Origin of the sequence: Chamaesiphon polymorphus CCALA 037 (genome assembly GCF_003003845.1) — a bacterium.
In the GTDB taxonomy this organism is placed as follows: domain Bacteria; phylum Cyanobacteriota; class Cyanobacteriia; order Cyanobacteriales; family Chamaesiphonaceae; genus Chamaesiphon; species Chamaesiphon polymorphus.
The window spans coordinates 1-16,027 of sequence record NZ_PVWO01000084.1 but is presented as its reverse complement, the minus strand read 5'-3'; the positions used below and the strand labels follow the sequence as shown (position 1 = coordinate 16,027).

Below are 16,027 nucleotides of genomic sequence, written 5' to 3'. Positions count from 1 at the left end.
CCCCGCGCTCCCGAAAATGACATCATGTAGACGGAGTTAAGCGGATAATTTTCTCTAAAGTTGACGACAACTTGATCTTTGAGACTTTCGGAAGTGATGTTCCAAGTATCGATTACTTTTTGGAACCGCTCGACTTCGGTAATCTCGCCGCGCGTGTATTTAGCTTCGGTTTCGTCGATCGTATTTTCGGCGGCTTCGAGCATTTCCTTTTTGATCGGCGGAATCTTCAGATCGTCGATACTGATCGATACCCCGGCTCTAGTCGCAAATCGGAAACCCAATTCCTTGAGTTTGTCCGCCATCTGCGCTGTCCGCGCGGTACCATAATGCCGGAACGACCAAGTAATCAGCTTTTTCAACTGACCTTTATCAACCATCCGGTTGTTAAAAACGATCGGCTTTCTCTCTTTTTCGCTCATGATTTAGGAGTTGGGAGTTGGGAGTTGGGAGTTGGGAGAGTTAGGAGTTGGGAGAGTTAGGAGTTGGGAGTTGGGAGATTTGGCAGCAATCTACGTTGCCTCATCCTCTAAACTGATTACCACCGTAGGTGGTACATTCACTCCGAACTCCCAACTCCCAACTCTCTACACTGAAAGGACTTCCTGAATGGTCTTGTTGTAAATAATCCGTCCTGGGGTGGTGTAGATATATTGAGAGATTAGTTCACCCGTGCTGGTTTCGCGAATGCGTCGGTATTTATAGAGTCTGGTGGTCGTACCGTCGCCATTGTCGATCGTTTCTAGCGGATCTTTTTCTTCATCGTCGGACTCCATTAAACCATCGTATCTGACCCAAATAAAGCTATGGATATTCAGCTCGCCGCGATCGTAGGCGCGGACGGCATCGTCCAAGTTGGCAAAATAGCGATCGGTTTCTGCTAGTGCTGGGTTGCGTGCGGTTAAATAATAACAACCCAAGACCATATCTTGCGATGGTGCGACGATCGGCGAACCCGTTGCTGGTGAGAGAATGTTATTACTCGCCAACATCAATAAGCGCGCTTCGGCTTGAGACTCCAAGGATAGCGGGACGTGTACGGCCATTTGGTCTCCGTCAAAGTCGGCGTTAAATGCCGGACAGACGAGAGGATGGAGTTGAATCGCGCGACCTTCAACGATAATCGGTTCAAAGGCTTGAATCCCCAAACGGTGAAGGGTTGGTGCCCGGTTCAGCATTACTGGGTGTCCAGCAATAACTTCTTCTAAGACATCCCACACGGTTGGATCGCCCCGTTGAATTAGTTTCTTGGCTGCCTTAATATTATTGACGAGGTTATTTTTAATCAACCGATGGATCACGAACGGTTGGAATAATTCGATCGCCATTTCACGCGGCAATCCACACTGATGGATTTTCAGTTTTGGCCCGACCACAATTACCGAACGTCCGGAATAATCGACACGTTTACCGAGCAAGTTCTGCCGGAAGCGTCCTTGTTTCCCTTCGATAATGTCCGAGAGGGATTTGAGGGCGCGGTTATTTGCTCCCACTACCGTGCGTCCGCGTCTACCGTTATCGATCAGGGCATCGACGGCTTCTTGCAGCATCCGTTTCTCGTTCCGAACGATAATTTCTGGAGCTAAGATTTCTTGCAATCTCGCCAGACGATTATTCCGGTTGATCACGCGGCGATAGAGATCGTTCAAGTCCGAAGTCGCAAACCGACCGCCATCTAGTTGCACCATCGGGCGCAAATCGGGGGGAATGACAGGCACGTAACTGAGGATCATCCATTCGGGACGGCTGCCAGTCGCAATGAAGTTATCGATCACCCGCAGGCGTTTGATTAACTTGGCGCGTTTTTGCCCTTTAGACTCGCTAATTTGCTCGCGGAGCTTTTCAGCCTCATCTTCCAATTGCAGGTCTTCTAGGAGCCGCTGGACGGCTTCGGCACCAATTCCGACTTCGACCCCTTCGAGTTCGGAATCTTCACTATAAATCCGTTCTTCGATCTCCAACCACTGTTCTTCTGTCAGCAGTTGTTTGTAGCCGAGGGTATCATCGTTACCCGCAGCCAAAACGACGTAGGAGTTGAAATAGACGATTTGTTCGACATCTCGCAAGGGCATATCGAGCAAGATGCTCAAGTAGCTGGGAATCCCCTTGAGGTACCAAACGTGAGCTACTGGCGCAGCCAATTTAATAAAGCCCATCCGGTGACGGCGAACGCGGGATTCGGTAACTTCGACCCCACAACGTTCGCAGACGATACCGCGATGGCGCACCCGTTTGTATTTACCACAATGGCATTCCCAATCCTTGGCAGGGCCAAAAATCCGTTCGCAGAACAAACCGTCCATTTCCGGCTTCAATGTCCGATAGTTAATGGTTTCTGGTTTGGTGACTTCGCCAACTAATTGTCCGTTGGGTAAGTTCCGCGAACCCCACTCTCGAATCCGATCGGGTGAAGCAATCCCAATCTTAACGTAATCAAACTTGGTTTCTAGCTTTTGACGCATAGTTTAGGGGTTAGGGCTTAGTGATGGGGACTGGTGGGGGTAGAGTGGATAGTGGATAGTGGATAGGGATTAGATTTAGTGGTTAATTTTAAGAGCTAGGTGTCAAAACGCGCCTGCGCGTTCAACTCTATTCACTATCCACTATCCACTATTCACTTCCTAACCTTCTTCGCTATCATCTCCACGAGCAAAGGATTCATACGTGGGGCGAGATGGGGCGCGACGGGTATTGATATCGGCCATCAGATCGACTTCGACGTCGCGGCTATCGCCATCGGGGGTCTGTTCGACTTTGTGGACGGCGATATCGAGACCGAGGGATTGTAACTCGCGCATCAGTACCTTGAAGGATTCTGGCGTACCGGGACTGGGGATGGATTTACCTTTAACGATCGCATTTAACGCGTCGTTCCGGCCTTGCATATCGTCAGATTTGACGGTGAGCAATTCTTGGAGGGTATACGCTGCACCGAATGCTTCGAGTGCCCAGACTTCCATTTCTCCAAACCGTTGACCGCCTTGTTGGGCTTTACCACCGAGGGGTTGTTGGGTAACCAAGGAGTAAGGGCCAGTAGAGCGCGCGTGGATCTTATCATCGACTAAGTGGACTAGTTTGAGCATATACGCTTTTCCGACCGTGACGGGTCGATCGAAGGCTTCGCCTGTCCGTCCGTCGAAAACGGTGGTTTTCCCTGGCTCGTTTTTGTCAAAAATCCAGGGTTTATCTTGCATTTTGGCCGCTGCTTTTAACTTGCCATGAACTGTCGTCCGCGAGGCTTCGGGGGCATACATTTCATCGAATGGCGTAACCTTAAACCGCATATTCAGGTTGTGTCCCGCCCAACCGAGCAAGCATTCAAATACCTGACCGACGTTCATCCGCGATGGTACGCCCAAGGGATTGAGGACGATATCGACGGCGGTACCGTCGGGGAGATAGGGCATATCTTCGACAGGCATAATCCGCGAGACGATCCCTTTATTCCCGTGACGTCCGGCCATTTTATCGCCGACTTGGATCTTGCGTTTTTGCGCTACATAGATCCGCACGACCATATTTGCGCCGGGAGGTAATTCGTCACCTTGTTCGCGAGTAAATACCCGCACGTCAACGACGCGACCTTTTTCACCGTTAGGTACCCGCAGGGAGTTATCGCGGACATCGCGGGCTTTTTTCCCGAAAATCGCGCGCAATAGTTTTTCTTCTGGCGGTTGATCGGATTCACCTTTAGGAGTCACTTTACCGACGAGGATGTCGCCAGAGGTTACCCACGCACCTTTACGGATGATGCCCGTTTCGTCAAGATTTCGCAACGATTCTTCACTCACGTTCGGAATTTCGCGAGTAATCTCTTCGGGGCCGAGTTTGGTTTGCCGCGCTTCGATTTCAAACTTCTCGATGTGGATACTGGTGTAGAAATCCTGAGCGACCAGTCGTTCGCTAATTAGGATCGCATCCTCATAGTTGTAGCCTTCCCACGGCATATAAGCGACCAGAATATTCTGACCCAGAGCCAGCTCGCCGCCTTCTGTGGCCGAACCATCAGCTAGAACTTGACCTGCGACTACGCGATCGCCGATCTTAACTAACGGACGTTGGTTGAGGCAAGTATCCTGGTTGGAACGGTGATATTTTTGGAGCAGATACTTTTGAGTCCGACCGTGGTCGCCACGAACGTCGATCGATTCTGCTTCGATAAAGCTGACCACACCGTCGAATTTCGATACCACGACCATCCCAGAGTCACGAGCGGCTTGGACTTCTAGTCCCGTGCCAACTAAGGGGCGTTCTGGGCGCAGTAACGGTACCGCCTGACGCTGCATGTTAGAACCCATCAGGGCGCGGTTGGCGTCATCGTGTTCGAGGAAGGGAATTAGCGATGTCGCGACGGAAATAATCTGAACGGGCGAAATTGCCACATAATCCACCTGATCGGGTGTCGTAGTGGTAAATTCGTGCCGATACCGGACGGGAATCGTCGAACCCAAGATATAACCATCATCATCGGTAGTAATATCACCAGGTGCTACCCGCAGATCGTCTTCTTGATCCGCTGTCATATACTGAGCTTCTAACTCGCGCTTAACCCGACCATTTTCGACAGGTAAGAAGGGAGTTTCGATAAACCCATACTGATTTACCCGCGCGTGAGTTGCCAGCGAACCGATCAGTCCCGCGTTGGGGCCTTCAGGCGTTTCGATCGGGCAAATCCGCCCGTAGTGGGAGGTGTGAATATCTCGTACCGCAAAACCCGCCCGTTCTCTGGTCAAACCACCAGGGCCTAATGCTGAGAGTCGGCGTTTGTGGGTCAATTCCGCTAGCGGATTGGTTTGATCCATAAACTGGGATAGTTGCGAGGAACCGAAAAATTCTTTAACGGCGGCAACTAACGGTTTAGGATTGACCAAACTGGCTGGTGTTAGGCTGCTAGTCTCCGATACAGTCATCCGTTCGCGGATGATCCGTTCTAAACGATTCAAACCGACCCGAATTTGGTTCTGGAGCAACTCTCCAACCGATCGCACGCGACGGTTGCCTAAGTGGTCGATATCATCGACGCTACCGATATCAAATTCGAGATTGATCAGATAATCGATCGCGCACAAGATATCTTGCGGTGTCAATACGCGCACTGCATCGGGTGTAGTTAGGCGCAATTTGCGATTTAATTTATACCGCCCGACTTTACCCAAATCGTACCGTTTGGGGTCGAAGAAGCGCGAGTCTAGCAACTGCTGACCGCCACTGACAGTAGGCGGCTCACCCGGACGCAGCTTTTTATACAGCTCCATCAAGGCTTCTTCTTCCGACAAGTTGCCTTCTTTATCGATCGTCTTTTGATAAAATTCGGGGTGACGTAACGAGTCAAAAATTTCGTTATCAGTCAATCCCAGAGCTTTGAGCAATACCTGTGCCGAAAGTTTGCGCGTCTTATCGATCCGCACCCAGACGATATCATTTTTGTCTGTCTCAAACTTCAACCACGCACCCCGGTTGGGAATCAGCGAGGCACTATAAGTTCTCCGACCGTTTTTATCTAGCTCGGACTTATAATAAACTCCAGGCGATCGCACGATCTGATTGACGATGACCCGCTCGGCACCGTTGATAATAAAGGTACCGCGATCGGTCATTAACGGTAAGTCGCCGATGAAGACATCCTGCTCGATGATTTTGCCTTTGTCTTCTTTATTGATTAACTGTGTCGGTACGTACATCTGCACCGCATAGCTAGCATCGCGTCGCTTGGCTTCATCTACATCATACTTAGGACGCTTGAGCTTGTAATTTTTCGCCAAAAACCGCAATTCTAGTTTGCCAGTATAATCAGTAATCGGCGAAAAGCTATCTAATTCCTCGATTAAGCCTTCTTCTAAAAACCACCGGAAGCTAGAACGCTGAATTTCTACTAAATCCGGCAGCATGTAAGTGGATGCGGTAGTAGTAATCTGACTAGTCATGATATTCCTCTTGTAAGTGCGTTCTCAACAGCAATCGGTTATTTGAGTTATTCAGTGCCAAGTCGTGGCAGTTTAAGTTTGGTATTTTAAGCGATGCGGCTGTCGTTCGTCATCCCTAAGCGTCAACCGAGCGATCCGATGATTAGTCATACTTTCCCCTTGCAATCGATAATCTTGTGACGAAGATGTGCTTGTTTGGATTCGATCGAAAAAGATCGGGTGTTGCGAGTGTGGGATAGATAGCATCTTCGTAGTGAAAATAGCTTAAGTTAAGATGTAGCGTAAGTGAATTAAAAATGGTAAATATTATGTAGCGATCGCCAATGGCTAGTTTATTCCTGACAAAACTGGTAATCTAAATAGTTGTCGAGCATTTGCTGTCGTAGCATCGGCTAGTACCTCTAAACTTTCACCTCGCAACTGCGCCAGATAACTAGCGACATGACTCACAAAGGCAGGTTCGTTCCGCTTGCCGCGTTTGGGTACGGGTGCCAGGAACGGACAGTCAGTTTCGATCAGCAGCTTGTCGAGTGGCACCATTTGCGCCGCAGCTTGAATCTGGGTCGCATTTTTAAAAGTAACCACGCCACTGAAGCTAATATAGAACCCCAAATCTAAAAACCATTGGGTTTCGATCGGAGTTCCAGACCAGCAGTGCATGACACCTCTAACTTGCCCGAATTCCGACCAGAATTCTTGACAAACTTGACGCATCTCACTAGCTGCATCGCGACAGTGAATGATGACGGGTAAATCTAGATTTTTGGCGATCTGAAGCTGCGATCGAAAGACATCGATCTGCCACTGACGATCGTCGGCTTTGAAAAAATCCAAACCCGTTTCGCCGATGGCGACTACCCGCTTGTCGCTGGTTGCAACTTCCCGAATTTGACGATTGAGATCTGGCTGCCACAAACTTGCATCCAAAGGATGTAAGCCGACAGAAAAGAACAGTTCGGGAAACCGATCTGCTAATTCCTTAGTCTTGGTAACTTCGGCTGGCGTGACGCAAGAATGTACGAGCTGTACGACTCCACTCGTCCGCCAGCGATCGCGCACTGCCTCTAGATCCGCCTCGAAAGCCTCAAAGTTGATATGAACGTGAGTATCAATTAGCTGCATTTAGCACAGATTAACTGGTTTCGTTGGCGTACCCGGACTCGATAACCCCACAGGCGACGACTCACCTCCGGGGACATAGCTTAAATAATTACTGCTGGCAGAAAGAACCTGAGTCTAGGCAGGCTTTAGGACTTTGGCCAGACGAGCTTTCTTGTTAGCACCGTTGTTGCGATGCAAGACGCCTTTTTGGACGGCTTTATCGATTTTTTGATATGCTTCAGACATACATTTTTGGACTTCAGCCGACGTTTCGGCTGAAGGCTCAGCCGCGTGTTTGTCCACGGCTGTAAAGTATTTCTTCATCAGCGTTCGGACTGCTGATTTATGAGACTTATTCCGAAGCCGATTCCGCTCGGCGATTTCGACACGTTTGATTGCAGACTTAATATTTGCCACAGTTAGCCCTGGGAAAACTCACGTTTAAAAATTGACATAATGTCAGACATATAATCATAGCACGAACGAATGAAATTTTACAAGTATTATCTTGTAAAACCTTACTGCCATGTTGAGAATGCTCGTGCCTAGTCCATTTAGCTCTGAAATGATGTTAGTGGTAGATTGGCTGGAGCAGATTGCTAATGTCTATCTAACATGATAGTCCAAATTTCTCAGATTTCCCGGACGGGGGCGATCGATTTAGGGTGAATTAATGCAACTGCTGGAGCCGCACGGCGGCGTCGGCATAGTCTTTTTCCTTGCCAGCTTTTTTGGCTAATTGCAGGGTCATCTCAAAATCGGCTTTAGCTTTGGCTTTGTGGTTGAGTTCCTGATGTAAAATGCCCCGTTCGTAAAACTGATAATAACTGCTAGGATCTAACACGATCGCCCGATCGTAATCGGCGATCGCTCGTTCGCGTTGGTTCATACTGGCATACAAGCCTGCGCGCGACATGTAAGCATAAGAACTCCGCGCATCCATTTTGATGGCGGCATTAAAATCTTGCATCGCTTGGGCTTTATTGCCTTGCTTGCTGCGCAAATGTCCTCTAGCGATCCAGGCTAAATTATTATCGCCTTGCCACCGGATCGACTCATTCAAGTCGGCGAGAGCCTGTTGGGGATTCCCCAGTTCTTCCCAAACACTAGAGCGTTGATAATACACATCAGCCCAGTTAGGCTTGAGCTTGAGAGCCTCACCAAAATCGGCTAATGCACCCTGCCGATCTTGAAGCTTGCTGCGGACTTGTCCGCGTTCGTTGTAGCTTTCCGCCGTAGGTTGTAGCTCGATCGCCCGATTGAAATCGGCTAAAGCATCTTTAAAGTTATCCGCCGCACTGCGAACCTTGCCGCGCTCTAAATAAGCCACCGCATTGGACGAGCCATCACCCAAATCTCGACTGACATCGCCGCTGACGGTTGTCGCGGGACGAGTTGCCAGCAGGATTGCCAAGCTAGCTGCGACTAACCCCAGACTGACACCGCCATAGAGTTTAATGTTTCGCCAGCGGGATGGCTCTGGGGGCGTTGGTAGTTGTTTCGTCTGCTGCAATGGCGATCGATTTTCAGCCGCAGAGGCAACCTTAAAGGGCTGTAGGGTGGTTTTGGCTAAAGGTGAGGGATGATGTGGCATTAAATCGCGCAGCACGTCTGCGGCGGACTGATATCGCTGTTTGCGATCGCCATGCATTAATTTATCTAAAATCGCACCGAGATTATCATCGATCGGTTGGTTGATATAATTACGCCAGTTTTTAGTCCAATCGTTAGCTTCAGCCGGAGAACCTTCCTCCATCAACTGCGAGACAATTTGGTGAGGACTGATGCCGCTCATTAAATAAAAAGCCGTCACGCCTAGACTGTATAAGTCACTGGCTGGATAAGCTTTACCGCCCCATAATTGCTCTAATGGTGAATAACCTAAAGAGCCAATACTCGTCCCTGTGGCAGGATTGGCTTCAATTTGCTTGGAGATGCCAAAATCGATGAGGACAAGCTTTCGATCGACCTGTCGCCGCATGATATTGTACGGCTTGATATCGCGATGGATGACGCCCTGTTCGTGAACGACGTGCAATATTCCCAATAAATCTTGGAGAAAATCGCGAATCCGCGCTTCGTCATACAAACCGCACCGCGCCAATTCTTCCGCCAAATTTTCGCCAGCCACATACTGCTGGACGAAATATAAATAACCCCGCTCCGAAAAAAATGCCAACAGCGCAGGGATTTGCGGATGCTCGCCCAAGCGTTGGAGCTGCTTGGCTTCATCGCGAAACCGGAGTTTCTCACTCTCCGTATCGTTGCCAGCATAGGGCGCAAACTGTTTGATGACACATTGCTCGCCAAATTTTTTGATATCTTCAGCTAAATAAGTTTTGCCAAATCCACCCCTCCCGATCGATTTGAGCGGTTTGTAGCGATTTTCTAGCACCAATAACTCAATGCCACATTGCGGACAAGACTGGAGATCTGGCTCGCAGGGTGGATTTTGGCAACTAGGATTGAGACAACAAATCATGAATTTGCAAAACTGATAACTAGACTATCTGAAACAGAATTGTCACTACTGCAAATCCTAACATCAGACTATGGTGGTTGATGTGCGTATTTCAGCCGATCGAGATCGCTGGTTAAAGCAATGTTGTTTGCCCTCACCCCCAGCCCCTCTCCCAAAATTGGGAGAGGGGAGCCAGAGCCAGAGGCGATGGCGGGGTGAGGGCGACGATGGATTCGGACTCATTAGCGATCGTAATAAAACAAAACAGCCCCGCCCTCAAAGAGGACAGGGCATCAAACTATTCAATATCTAGATTTAATCGCGAGACATTGACATCACGATTCGGAGGACGTACCAGAAGAGTAGAGCTACCGAGGCAAACAGCGACAGAGACGCAGCCACATATTGGTCTTTGCTAAACTGGGTCATAATTTGGGACGTATCGTAGAGAATTGCTGCCATCGCAAATCCCACCATAAACACCGAGAAAAATAAACCCAGCGAAAATTGGAAGAGTACGCTACAGATAATCAATCCTAAAGCTACGAAACCGCCAATTTTGAGCGCGCCACCTAAGAAGGTGAAATCCTTGCCTGTCGTGAGGGCAACTGCTGTCAAACCAACAAACATCAAGGCGGTGAGAATCCCCGCTGTCGGAATTACCGTGGGATCGGACATGCGGCTGGCAATGAAGATCAGCGGCGCAAATAACAGTGCTTCGGCGACGACATAAATTCCCAATCCCAGATATTGCAACGAGACGGAATCGGCTCTACTCGCCAATCCCCGCGAAAACCAACCTAACAGCGAAAAGCCAGCTATAACAGCCAGCCAAGTGAAACCACCCGTTAAAGCTCTAGATAAAGTCTCTGCAATTCCCGACTGTACTAGGAATGTCTCGATCGCGATAAAAGCACCAACAGCACCAGCTAGATGGGCGTAAGTCTTTCTAATAAACTCAGCCCGTTCGCGAGGCTGTTCTTGGGCTACAACGTACATAGATTAAACCTCTAAAACTACCGATTTTCTGGGTTCGCTGCCGTGCGAATGACTACAATAAAATAGATTCAAATGCAACCGTTCCGATTCCGGAAAGTTGCTAAAGATCGGCTACGATCCAATACTTCTGGTTTAAGAACTGCTAGCGACTAAAGTCGCCGCTAGTGATGCAAAGTCTGCGTAGGCGGACTGACTAATTTTTAGATTAGCAAAAGAAGTATTGGGTTACGATCTTCTTTCTCGATCTTAACTAATTTCGATCGAATCGGCCATCAGCCTTGGTGAATCTACATTGTCTGAAAAAATTGCAGATTTAGGTCTGCGTTATCTGGCTATAATCGATTGCTTAAATCGATCTCGCTGCGTAGCAAACTAGTTGTAGTAACAGCATTTGCCTATTTTTAGATAAGTTAGAGCCAGACAAAAAGGCCAAGCATATATCGATTATTGACCTATCTTTGAGCTACCTAACCCAACTCGATCGATTGGGTAATTTCACTGATATCAAGCGGTGAAGATATAGCAGGTAGTGCGGATAACCGTGCGGATCGATCGTCATTACTGCCCGATTGAGTAATTTCACGCAGATCGATCGCCAAACATCTTCACCAAAGCTAGATTACTACCATCTGAAAGTTCCGTATCGATCCCGATGCCAAAGCTCGATCTCAGCGAACATAATTGCAATCAGGTAAAATAAGTGTTTACCAAATCTAAAGTTGAGAATCTGAGATCCATAGAGGTTGTAAGGCTGTGTGGGGTTGAGAATGTGACTGCATTGCAATTGCTCGATTTGTCTCTAGCTGGAGCTTCATACTAGTTGGAGCATATCGCCTGGAGCATCGGCGCGATCGCCGAGCAGTCGCTACCACTGGCAATTCAGCAACAGCGACGTTACGCCATGACTGGAAGCAATGCTAAGTGAATGCTAAGATAAGTATCGATCGGTACTAAAATTAATTAGCAATAAATAACAATGAAGTTAAGTTTTCGTCGGACGATCGCAGGTTTGTTGTTACCTGCATTGCTGGTAGTGATGTCATTACTCATGACGAGCATTTATCCCTCAGCAGCACTAGCAGACGATTTTACGAAAGCAACTTTAGAGAATGCTGATTTTTCAGGCAAAGATTTGACTAGTTATGAATTTACGCAAGCCAGCGTGCGGAATGGCAAATTTGTTAATGCCAATCTCACGGGTGTCAGCTTGATTGGGGGTAACTTTGACTCGGCAGATATGACTGGGGCAAATTTGACGAATGCTTTGTTAGATACGGCAAGGTTTACCCGTACCAATTTTACTAATGCAATTTTAGTCGGTGCCTTTACTTCTGTGACTAATTTTAATGGCGCAATCATCGATGGTGCGGATTTTACCGATGTGATGCTTCGCAAAGATATTAAAATGAAATTATGTAAGGTAGCCAAAGGAACTAATCCGACGACGGGGAGAGATACTAGAGAGTCACTAGAATGTCCGTAGTTTAATCGATCGTTACAGTTCTATGTTATTTCCACGATCGGTAGAGCTAAGAATTGGTGGTGTTAACTCGTAGGGACGGTGTTTCCTGCCCAAACTTTAAGGGTTAATATTTTGATTTAGCATCGCCATTTTCGATCGATAAGTAGGTTAGGTATAATTAAACTAATTGTCGTCATCGATAATTGCGAAGTACTAGCAGGTACCCACATCATGGCACATGTAGCAAATAGACGTTCGGAAAATATCGACGGCGACCTATATGTCGATAATACTTGTATCGACTGCGATACTTGTCGGTGGATGGCTCCGACGGTATTCGATCGACAGGGCGAGATGTCGGCAGTTTATCATCAACCGATCGATCCTGCTGAAAGATTGCAAGCGATGCAAGCACTATTATCCTGCCCGACGGCCTCGATCGGGACTATTAATAAGCCCGAAGATATTAAAGCCGCTCAATCATCCATCCCGCTGTTAGTTGCAGAGAATGTTTACCACTGTGGTTATCATGCTGAGGATTCTTATGGCGCAGCGAGTTATTTAATTCAGCATCCCGATGGGAATATTCTGGTAGATTCGCCGCGATTTACCCCACCTTTGGTCAAACAAATCGAAGCAATGGGTGGCATTAAATATCTCTATCTCACCCATCGCGATGATGTTGCCGACCATCAAAAGTTTCACGAACATTTTGGCTGCGATCGAATTCTGCATCAGGATGAAGTTAATGTTGACACGCGAGCTGTCGAACACAAACTTCAGGGAGTAGACCCGATCGAATTAACACCAGAATTATTAATTATTCCCGTCCCCGGACATACTAAAGGACACACCGTTTTACTGTATAAAAATAAGTTCTTATTCAGCGGCGATCATCTCGCTTTTCGGCGTCAACTCGGACATTTAGGTGCATTCCGCGATGCTTGCTGGTATTCCTGGTCGGAACAAATTAAGTCAATGAAAGCATTGGCTGAGTACGATTTTGAATGGGTTTTACCAGGTCATGGACGACGCTATCATGGGGATGTTGCAACAATGCACGAACAGATGGATCTATGTGTTAATTGGATGGCGACTGTTTAAATGCTATTGTTAGTTCGATCGAATAGTTAGTGACTAGATCTATTCACTTGGTAATGGAATTGTTTTTCCTAGCTCGTAAACTGTTTCTAGCCAAAGTTCTCTAGCTTCATTGATGTTTTCAAGTGTTGCTTCGATTGTCTCTCCTTGCGTCAGACAACCTGGCAAGTCTTTTATTTCTGCAACATAGCCACCATCTGGATCGGCATGGAGTGTAATCGGATATTTGAGGTTGAGATAATCGGCTAATGTTCGTAGTTCAACTGCGCTAATCATAGCTATTTTCCTCTAATTCTACTTCAGTAACTACACTTAATTCATAAAGATTATAGTGTCCAACTTTATAAAAGTAGTATCGATTCGATCGAGTATTAACATCAATTACTACAACTGCCGCAATCGCCACAACCGCTACAATCACCGCAATCGCCACAATTACTCCAATCTCCACAATCGGAATCACAACCATTGCAATCTAGCGCAGGCGTGTCACAACCAGAGCAATCTGGCACATCGATACAGCAATCCCCGCAATTGTTACAATTATTGCCATTACACGAACTATTGCTATTAGAGATAAACTGGCGTTTGCGCTTGGTTGGATCGGGATTTGGAGATCGATCTGCATCGGTATTTTCTGGTTCCTCATTCTCTCCAGATTCGATCGACAGGCGATCGAATTTTCGCCGAGCTTGGAGTATCCGATTGGCTTCCTTACACTCGGCAAACCGCACCCGCGATTTCGCCAGCGCAATACCCAAACCTTCTTCCCTTACCATCCTTTTGACATACTGCGAGCAAGATTCCCCCCGATGCAGTACCCTGTGAGCGCACCTAAACCCCTTGTAGGGTGATAAATATCGTTGATAGCCAGCGATCGCCGCGATCGCCAAAGAGTCTACAATCCTGGGTGGAAACGAATCGATCGACGCTCGGGGCATAAATCGTACCAAAATCTGTAGTTTACATCTTATCAGACTACTTTATGTCTTAGTCTGGTAAAAGTGCGATCGCACTAGCTGTAATTTTCTGTCCGCACACGGGTATTTCACTCAGCTCGCTGCTAAGATCCTTGAAGATTCATCTCGATCGAAACTGTAGATCTTAAGTGAGTTCTACACAGCAGATCGCGATCGTCAGCTAGCAACGGCTATGTCGCACCCTACTAACGATCGCCGAAAGATCATTGTTTATTAGAAGCTATCGTCTGTTGAATCATCTCTTTAATTGTTTCAGTTTCGCCAATTTCATAAAGCACGATCTCACCATTCTCAATGGTAAATATTTGCTGAACTGTCATATCTGCGAGCAAATTGCCTTGCAAATCTCTGACGATTTGATGAACGGTAACAACATTTCGATTATGTTCGTCCGTCTCAAACTCTAAAGCCTCAAGCTGCACTTGAATCACATTATATTGATTAGTCCAGTATTCGCGCACCGCATCGCGTCCATACACGAAACCGCCTTCTACCCCGTTCGCCCATTTCACGTCTGGGTGCATCGCCGCGATAATTTTTTCTAGCTCGCGGTTGTTGAAGGCATCGTATAAATTTTGCAGAAATTGTCGATCTGAACTCATAGTTAATACTCCAGGTAATTTTTGGTGCAACCAGTAATGCCAGTTGGTTTGATAGTGTAGGAATTCTGAAGCTCGATGTAAGCCGTCTGTTGAGGTAGAAGATGCTATCTGTAAGGGATGTACGATCGCTGTCGGATCTGTGAATCGAGAGTCAATCTCCCCATGCCATCGATTCTCCACAGGGGAGGCTACGCCAACGGGGGTTGGCAGACCAAATCCAGGAATCGACACAAAACCTGTCGCTCGATGCTGAAGTCGGACTTGGGTACCACCCTCGACTGGAAATAACGTCCAGATCACTCGTGATGGTATATCCGAGGGACGCTCTTTCCAGCTATAAACTAGGCGTTTTGGTGCTTCCAGTTCTAGCACTTGGCAGTAAATTGTGACTTTTAACCCTGGTAGCGGACGACTTTGAAACTGAAACTGGTGCCCCAAGCAAGCTTCAAAATCATTGTCCATCATCCAGACACTCAAGGCGCGGCGATCGGTCAGTGCCTGCCAAACGCGCTCTGGTGGATGGCGATAAAACGTTTCCAGCACAATCTCTTGGCTCATGGTTGTTCCTCCAGATACTCTTCTAAAGCATCCAGTTTTGCCGCCCAAAACTGTTCGTACTGGCTTACCCAGTCCGATACTGGCTTGAGGGATGCTGGATTGAGTCGGTAGATGCGCTGTCGTCCACTGCGGTGCTGGATGACTAGTCCCGCTGCGGATAAGATTTGCAAGTGTTGCGAAATGGCAGGTAAAGACATTGCAAAGGGTTCGGCAAGCTGCATGACAGGCTGCTCGCCATGCTGCAACCGATCGAGAATCGCCCGACGAGTGGGATCGGCGATCGCTTGAAAAATATCGGTACTGGAAGTCGATCGACTCATAGAGATAATTAAGCAAATGCTTAACTAAATAATACTTAAGCATTTGCTTAATTGTCAAGTCATGCTTCAGCCCGATCTTAAGCACCAGGCGGAAAGCTTCTTGATATCTAAATTCTGAATTGTTTTAGCGATCGCGGGTTGCTCCGATGCTGGGATTTGTAAATCTGCGGCTGTGGGTGGGGTATCGATCGGGAGAAACTTCTAGTTCAGGGCGGTGCTTGTGCGGAGCAAATCAGTATCCCAAATGTTAGTTCTTGCCGATCGGCCCTCGCGTTATTGCGGTTGGTTCTTCAAGAATCTCAAATTTCTTAACTACGATATTGCTAACTGTTGCATTATTTCCCATGCCAACAAAAAAAACATTCTTAAGATAAGTATTTAACTTAGTTTCATTCTCAAATAAATAGTAGCCACTTGCTTCTTTGTTTGTTTCGTCTATCGACCAAATTTTCCATTTCAGACCATTTACAGAAGCAAGAACAGGAGCGACATCAATCATCTGTTTTTTGAAGTCTGAGGCAG

General features: G+C 47.5%; 14 protein-coding genes and 1 pseudogene. 2 read left to right on the top strand and 13 right to left on the bottom strand.

The features are described from left to right. The 8 genes and pseudogenes from rpoC2 to C7B77_RS31370 form a co-directional block, all read right to left on the bottom strand. Positions 1-419, bottom strand: a pseudogene (gene rpoC2, locus C7B77_RS09060) (DNA-directed RNA polymerase subunit beta'); the annotation flags it as partial. 165 nt (positions 420-584) lie between these two features. After that, a complete protein-coding gene (locus C7B77_RS09055; protein ID WP_106303114.1) occupies positions 585-2,459 on the bottom strand; it encodes a DNA-directed RNA polymerase subunit gamma in 1,875 nt (624 codons plus the stop codon). A gap of 159 nt (positions 2,460-2,618) precedes the next feature. After that, entirely contained in the window at positions 2,619-5,921 is a 3,303-nt protein-coding gene (rpoB, locus tag C7B77_RS09050) for a DNA-directed RNA polymerase subunit beta (RefSeq protein ID WP_106303111.1), read from the bottom strand. 327 nt (positions 5,922-6,248) lie between these two features. Beyond that, positions 6,249-7,043 carry a TatD family hydrolase gene (locus C7B77_RS09045; RefSeq protein WP_106303108.1) on the bottom strand — a complete coding sequence of 265 codons (795 nt, stop codon included), beginning with the start codon at positions 7,041-7,043 and terminating at the stop codon, positions 6,249-6,251. A 114-nt stretch (positions 7,044-7,157) separates the two neighbouring features. Next, the gene (gene rpsT / locus C7B77_RS09040) at positions 7,158-7,439 is read right to left on the bottom strand and encodes a 30S ribosomal protein S20 (RefSeq protein ID WP_106303105.1); all 282 of its coding nucleotides are present in this window, start codon (positions 7,437-7,439) and stop codon (positions 7,158-7,160) included. A gap of 253 nt (positions 7,440-7,692) precedes the next feature. Then, positions 7,693-9,504 (bottom strand): serine/threonine-protein kinase, encoded by a 1,812-nt coding sequence (locus C7B77_RS09035; protein WP_106303102.1) that lies wholly within the window; start codon positions 9,502-9,504, stop codon positions 7,693-7,695. Positions 9,505-9,798: 294 nt separating this feature from the next. Continuing rightward, positions 9,799-10,482 carry a Bax inhibitor-1/YccA family protein gene (locus tag C7B77_RS09025; RefSeq protein ID WP_106303096.1) on the bottom strand — a complete coding sequence of 228 codons (684 nt, stop codon included), beginning with the start codon at positions 10,480-10,482 and terminating at the stop codon, positions 9,799-9,801. A gap of 467 nt (positions 10,483-10,949) precedes the next feature. Further along, on the bottom strand, positions 10,950-11,081 hold the full coding sequence (locus C7B77_RS31370) for a hypothetical protein (RefSeq protein ID WP_281261343.1): 132 nt from the start codon (positions 11,079-11,081) through the stop codon (positions 10,950-10,952). 377 nt (positions 11,082-11,458) lie between these two features. Here C7B77_RS31370 and C7B77_RS09020 point away from each other — a divergent pair, with 377 nt between their 5' ends. Then, the gene (locus C7B77_RS09020) at positions 11,459-11,965 is read left to right on the top strand and encodes a pentapeptide repeat-containing protein (RefSeq protein WP_106303093.1); all 507 of its coding nucleotides are present in this window, start codon (positions 11,459-11,461) and stop codon (positions 11,963-11,965) included. Positions 11,966-12,175: 210 nt separating this feature from the next. Then, positions 12,176-13,048 carry an MBL fold metallo-hydrolase gene (locus C7B77_RS09015; RefSeq protein ID WP_106303090.1) on the top strand — a complete coding sequence of 291 codons (873 nt, stop codon included), beginning with the start codon at positions 12,176-12,178 and terminating at the stop codon, positions 13,046-13,048. 39 nt (positions 13,049-13,087) lie between these two features. Here the strand turns inward: C7B77_RS09015 and C7B77_RS09010 are convergent, their stop codons facing one another. The 5 genes from C7B77_RS09010 to C7B77_RS08990 form a co-directional block, all read right to left on the bottom strand. Beyond that, the gene (locus tag C7B77_RS09010) at positions 13,088-13,321 is read right to left on the bottom strand and encodes a type II toxin-antitoxin system HicB family antitoxin (protein ID WP_106303087.1); all 234 of its coding nucleotides are present in this window, start codon (positions 13,319-13,321) and stop codon (positions 13,088-13,090) included. Positions 13,322-13,422: 101 nt separating this feature from the next. Continuing rightward, complete coding sequence (yidD, locus tag C7B77_RS09005; RefSeq protein ID WP_106303084.1) at positions 13,423-13,986, bottom strand: membrane protein insertion efficiency factor YidD; 564 nt, start codon at positions 13,984-13,986, stop codon at positions 13,423-13,425. A 242-nt stretch (positions 13,987-14,228) separates the two neighbouring features. Beyond that, positions 14,229-15,185: an SRPBCC domain-containing protein gene (locus C7B77_RS09000; RefSeq protein WP_106303081.1), complete on the bottom strand. Its 957-nt coding sequence runs from the start codon at positions 15,183-15,185 to the stop codon at positions 14,229-14,231. Beyond that, positions 15,182-15,505 (bottom strand): ArsR/SmtB family transcription factor, encoded by a 324-nt coding sequence (locus tag C7B77_RS08995; RefSeq protein WP_106303078.1) that lies wholly within the window; start codon positions 15,503-15,505, stop codon positions 15,182-15,184. Before C7B77_RS08995 ends, C7B77_RS09000 begins: the two co-directional genes overlap by 4 nt. Before the next feature lie 247 nt (positions 15,506-15,752). Further along, positions 15,753-16,027, bottom strand: a 275-nt coding sequence (locus C7B77_RS08990) for a YdhR family protein (protein ID WP_106303075.1), incomplete at its 5' end; no start/stop codon positions are given.

Coding starts and splice junctions, on each gene's coding strand:
- C7B77_RS08995 (WP_106303078.1), bottom strand. CDS start 15,505: ATGAGTCGATCGACTTCCAGTACCGATATTTTTCAAGCGATCGCCGAT.
- C7B77_RS09015 (WP_106303090.1), top strand. CDS start 12,176: ATGGCACATGTAGCAAATAGACGTTCGGAAAATATCGACGGCGACCTA.
- yidD (WP_106303084.1), bottom strand. CDS start 13,986: ATGCCCCGAGCGTCGATCGATTCGTTTCCACCCAGGATTGTAGACTCT.
- C7B77_RS09055 (WP_106303114.1), bottom strand. CDS start 2,459: ATGCGTCAAAAGCTAGAAACCAAGTTTGATTACGTTAAGATTGGGATT.
- C7B77_RS09020 (WP_106303093.1), top strand. CDS start 11,459: ATGAAGTTAAGTTTTCGTCGGACGATCGCAGGTTTGTTGTTACCTGCA.
- C7B77_RS09010 (WP_106303087.1), bottom strand. CDS start 13,321: ATGATTAGCGCAGTTGAACTACGAACATTAGCCGATTATCTCAACCTC.
- C7B77_RS09045 (WP_106303108.1), bottom strand. CDS start 7,043: ATGCAGCTAATTGATACTCACGTTCATATCAACTTTGAGGCTTTCGAG.
- C7B77_RS09000 (WP_106303081.1), bottom strand. CDS start 15,185: ATGAGCCAAGAGATTGTGCTGGAAACGTTTTATCGCCATCCACCAGAG.
- rpoB (WP_106303111.1), bottom strand. CDS start 5,921: ATGACTAGTCAGATTACTACTACCGCATCCACTTACATGCTGCCGGAT.
- C7B77_RS09025 (WP_106303096.1), bottom strand. CDS start 10,482: ATGTACGTTGTAGCCCAAGAACAGCCTCGCGAACGGGCTGAGTTTATT.
- C7B77_RS09035 (WP_106303102.1), bottom strand. CDS start 9,504: ATGATTTGTTGTCTCAATCCTAGTTGCCAAAATCCACCCTGCGAGCCA.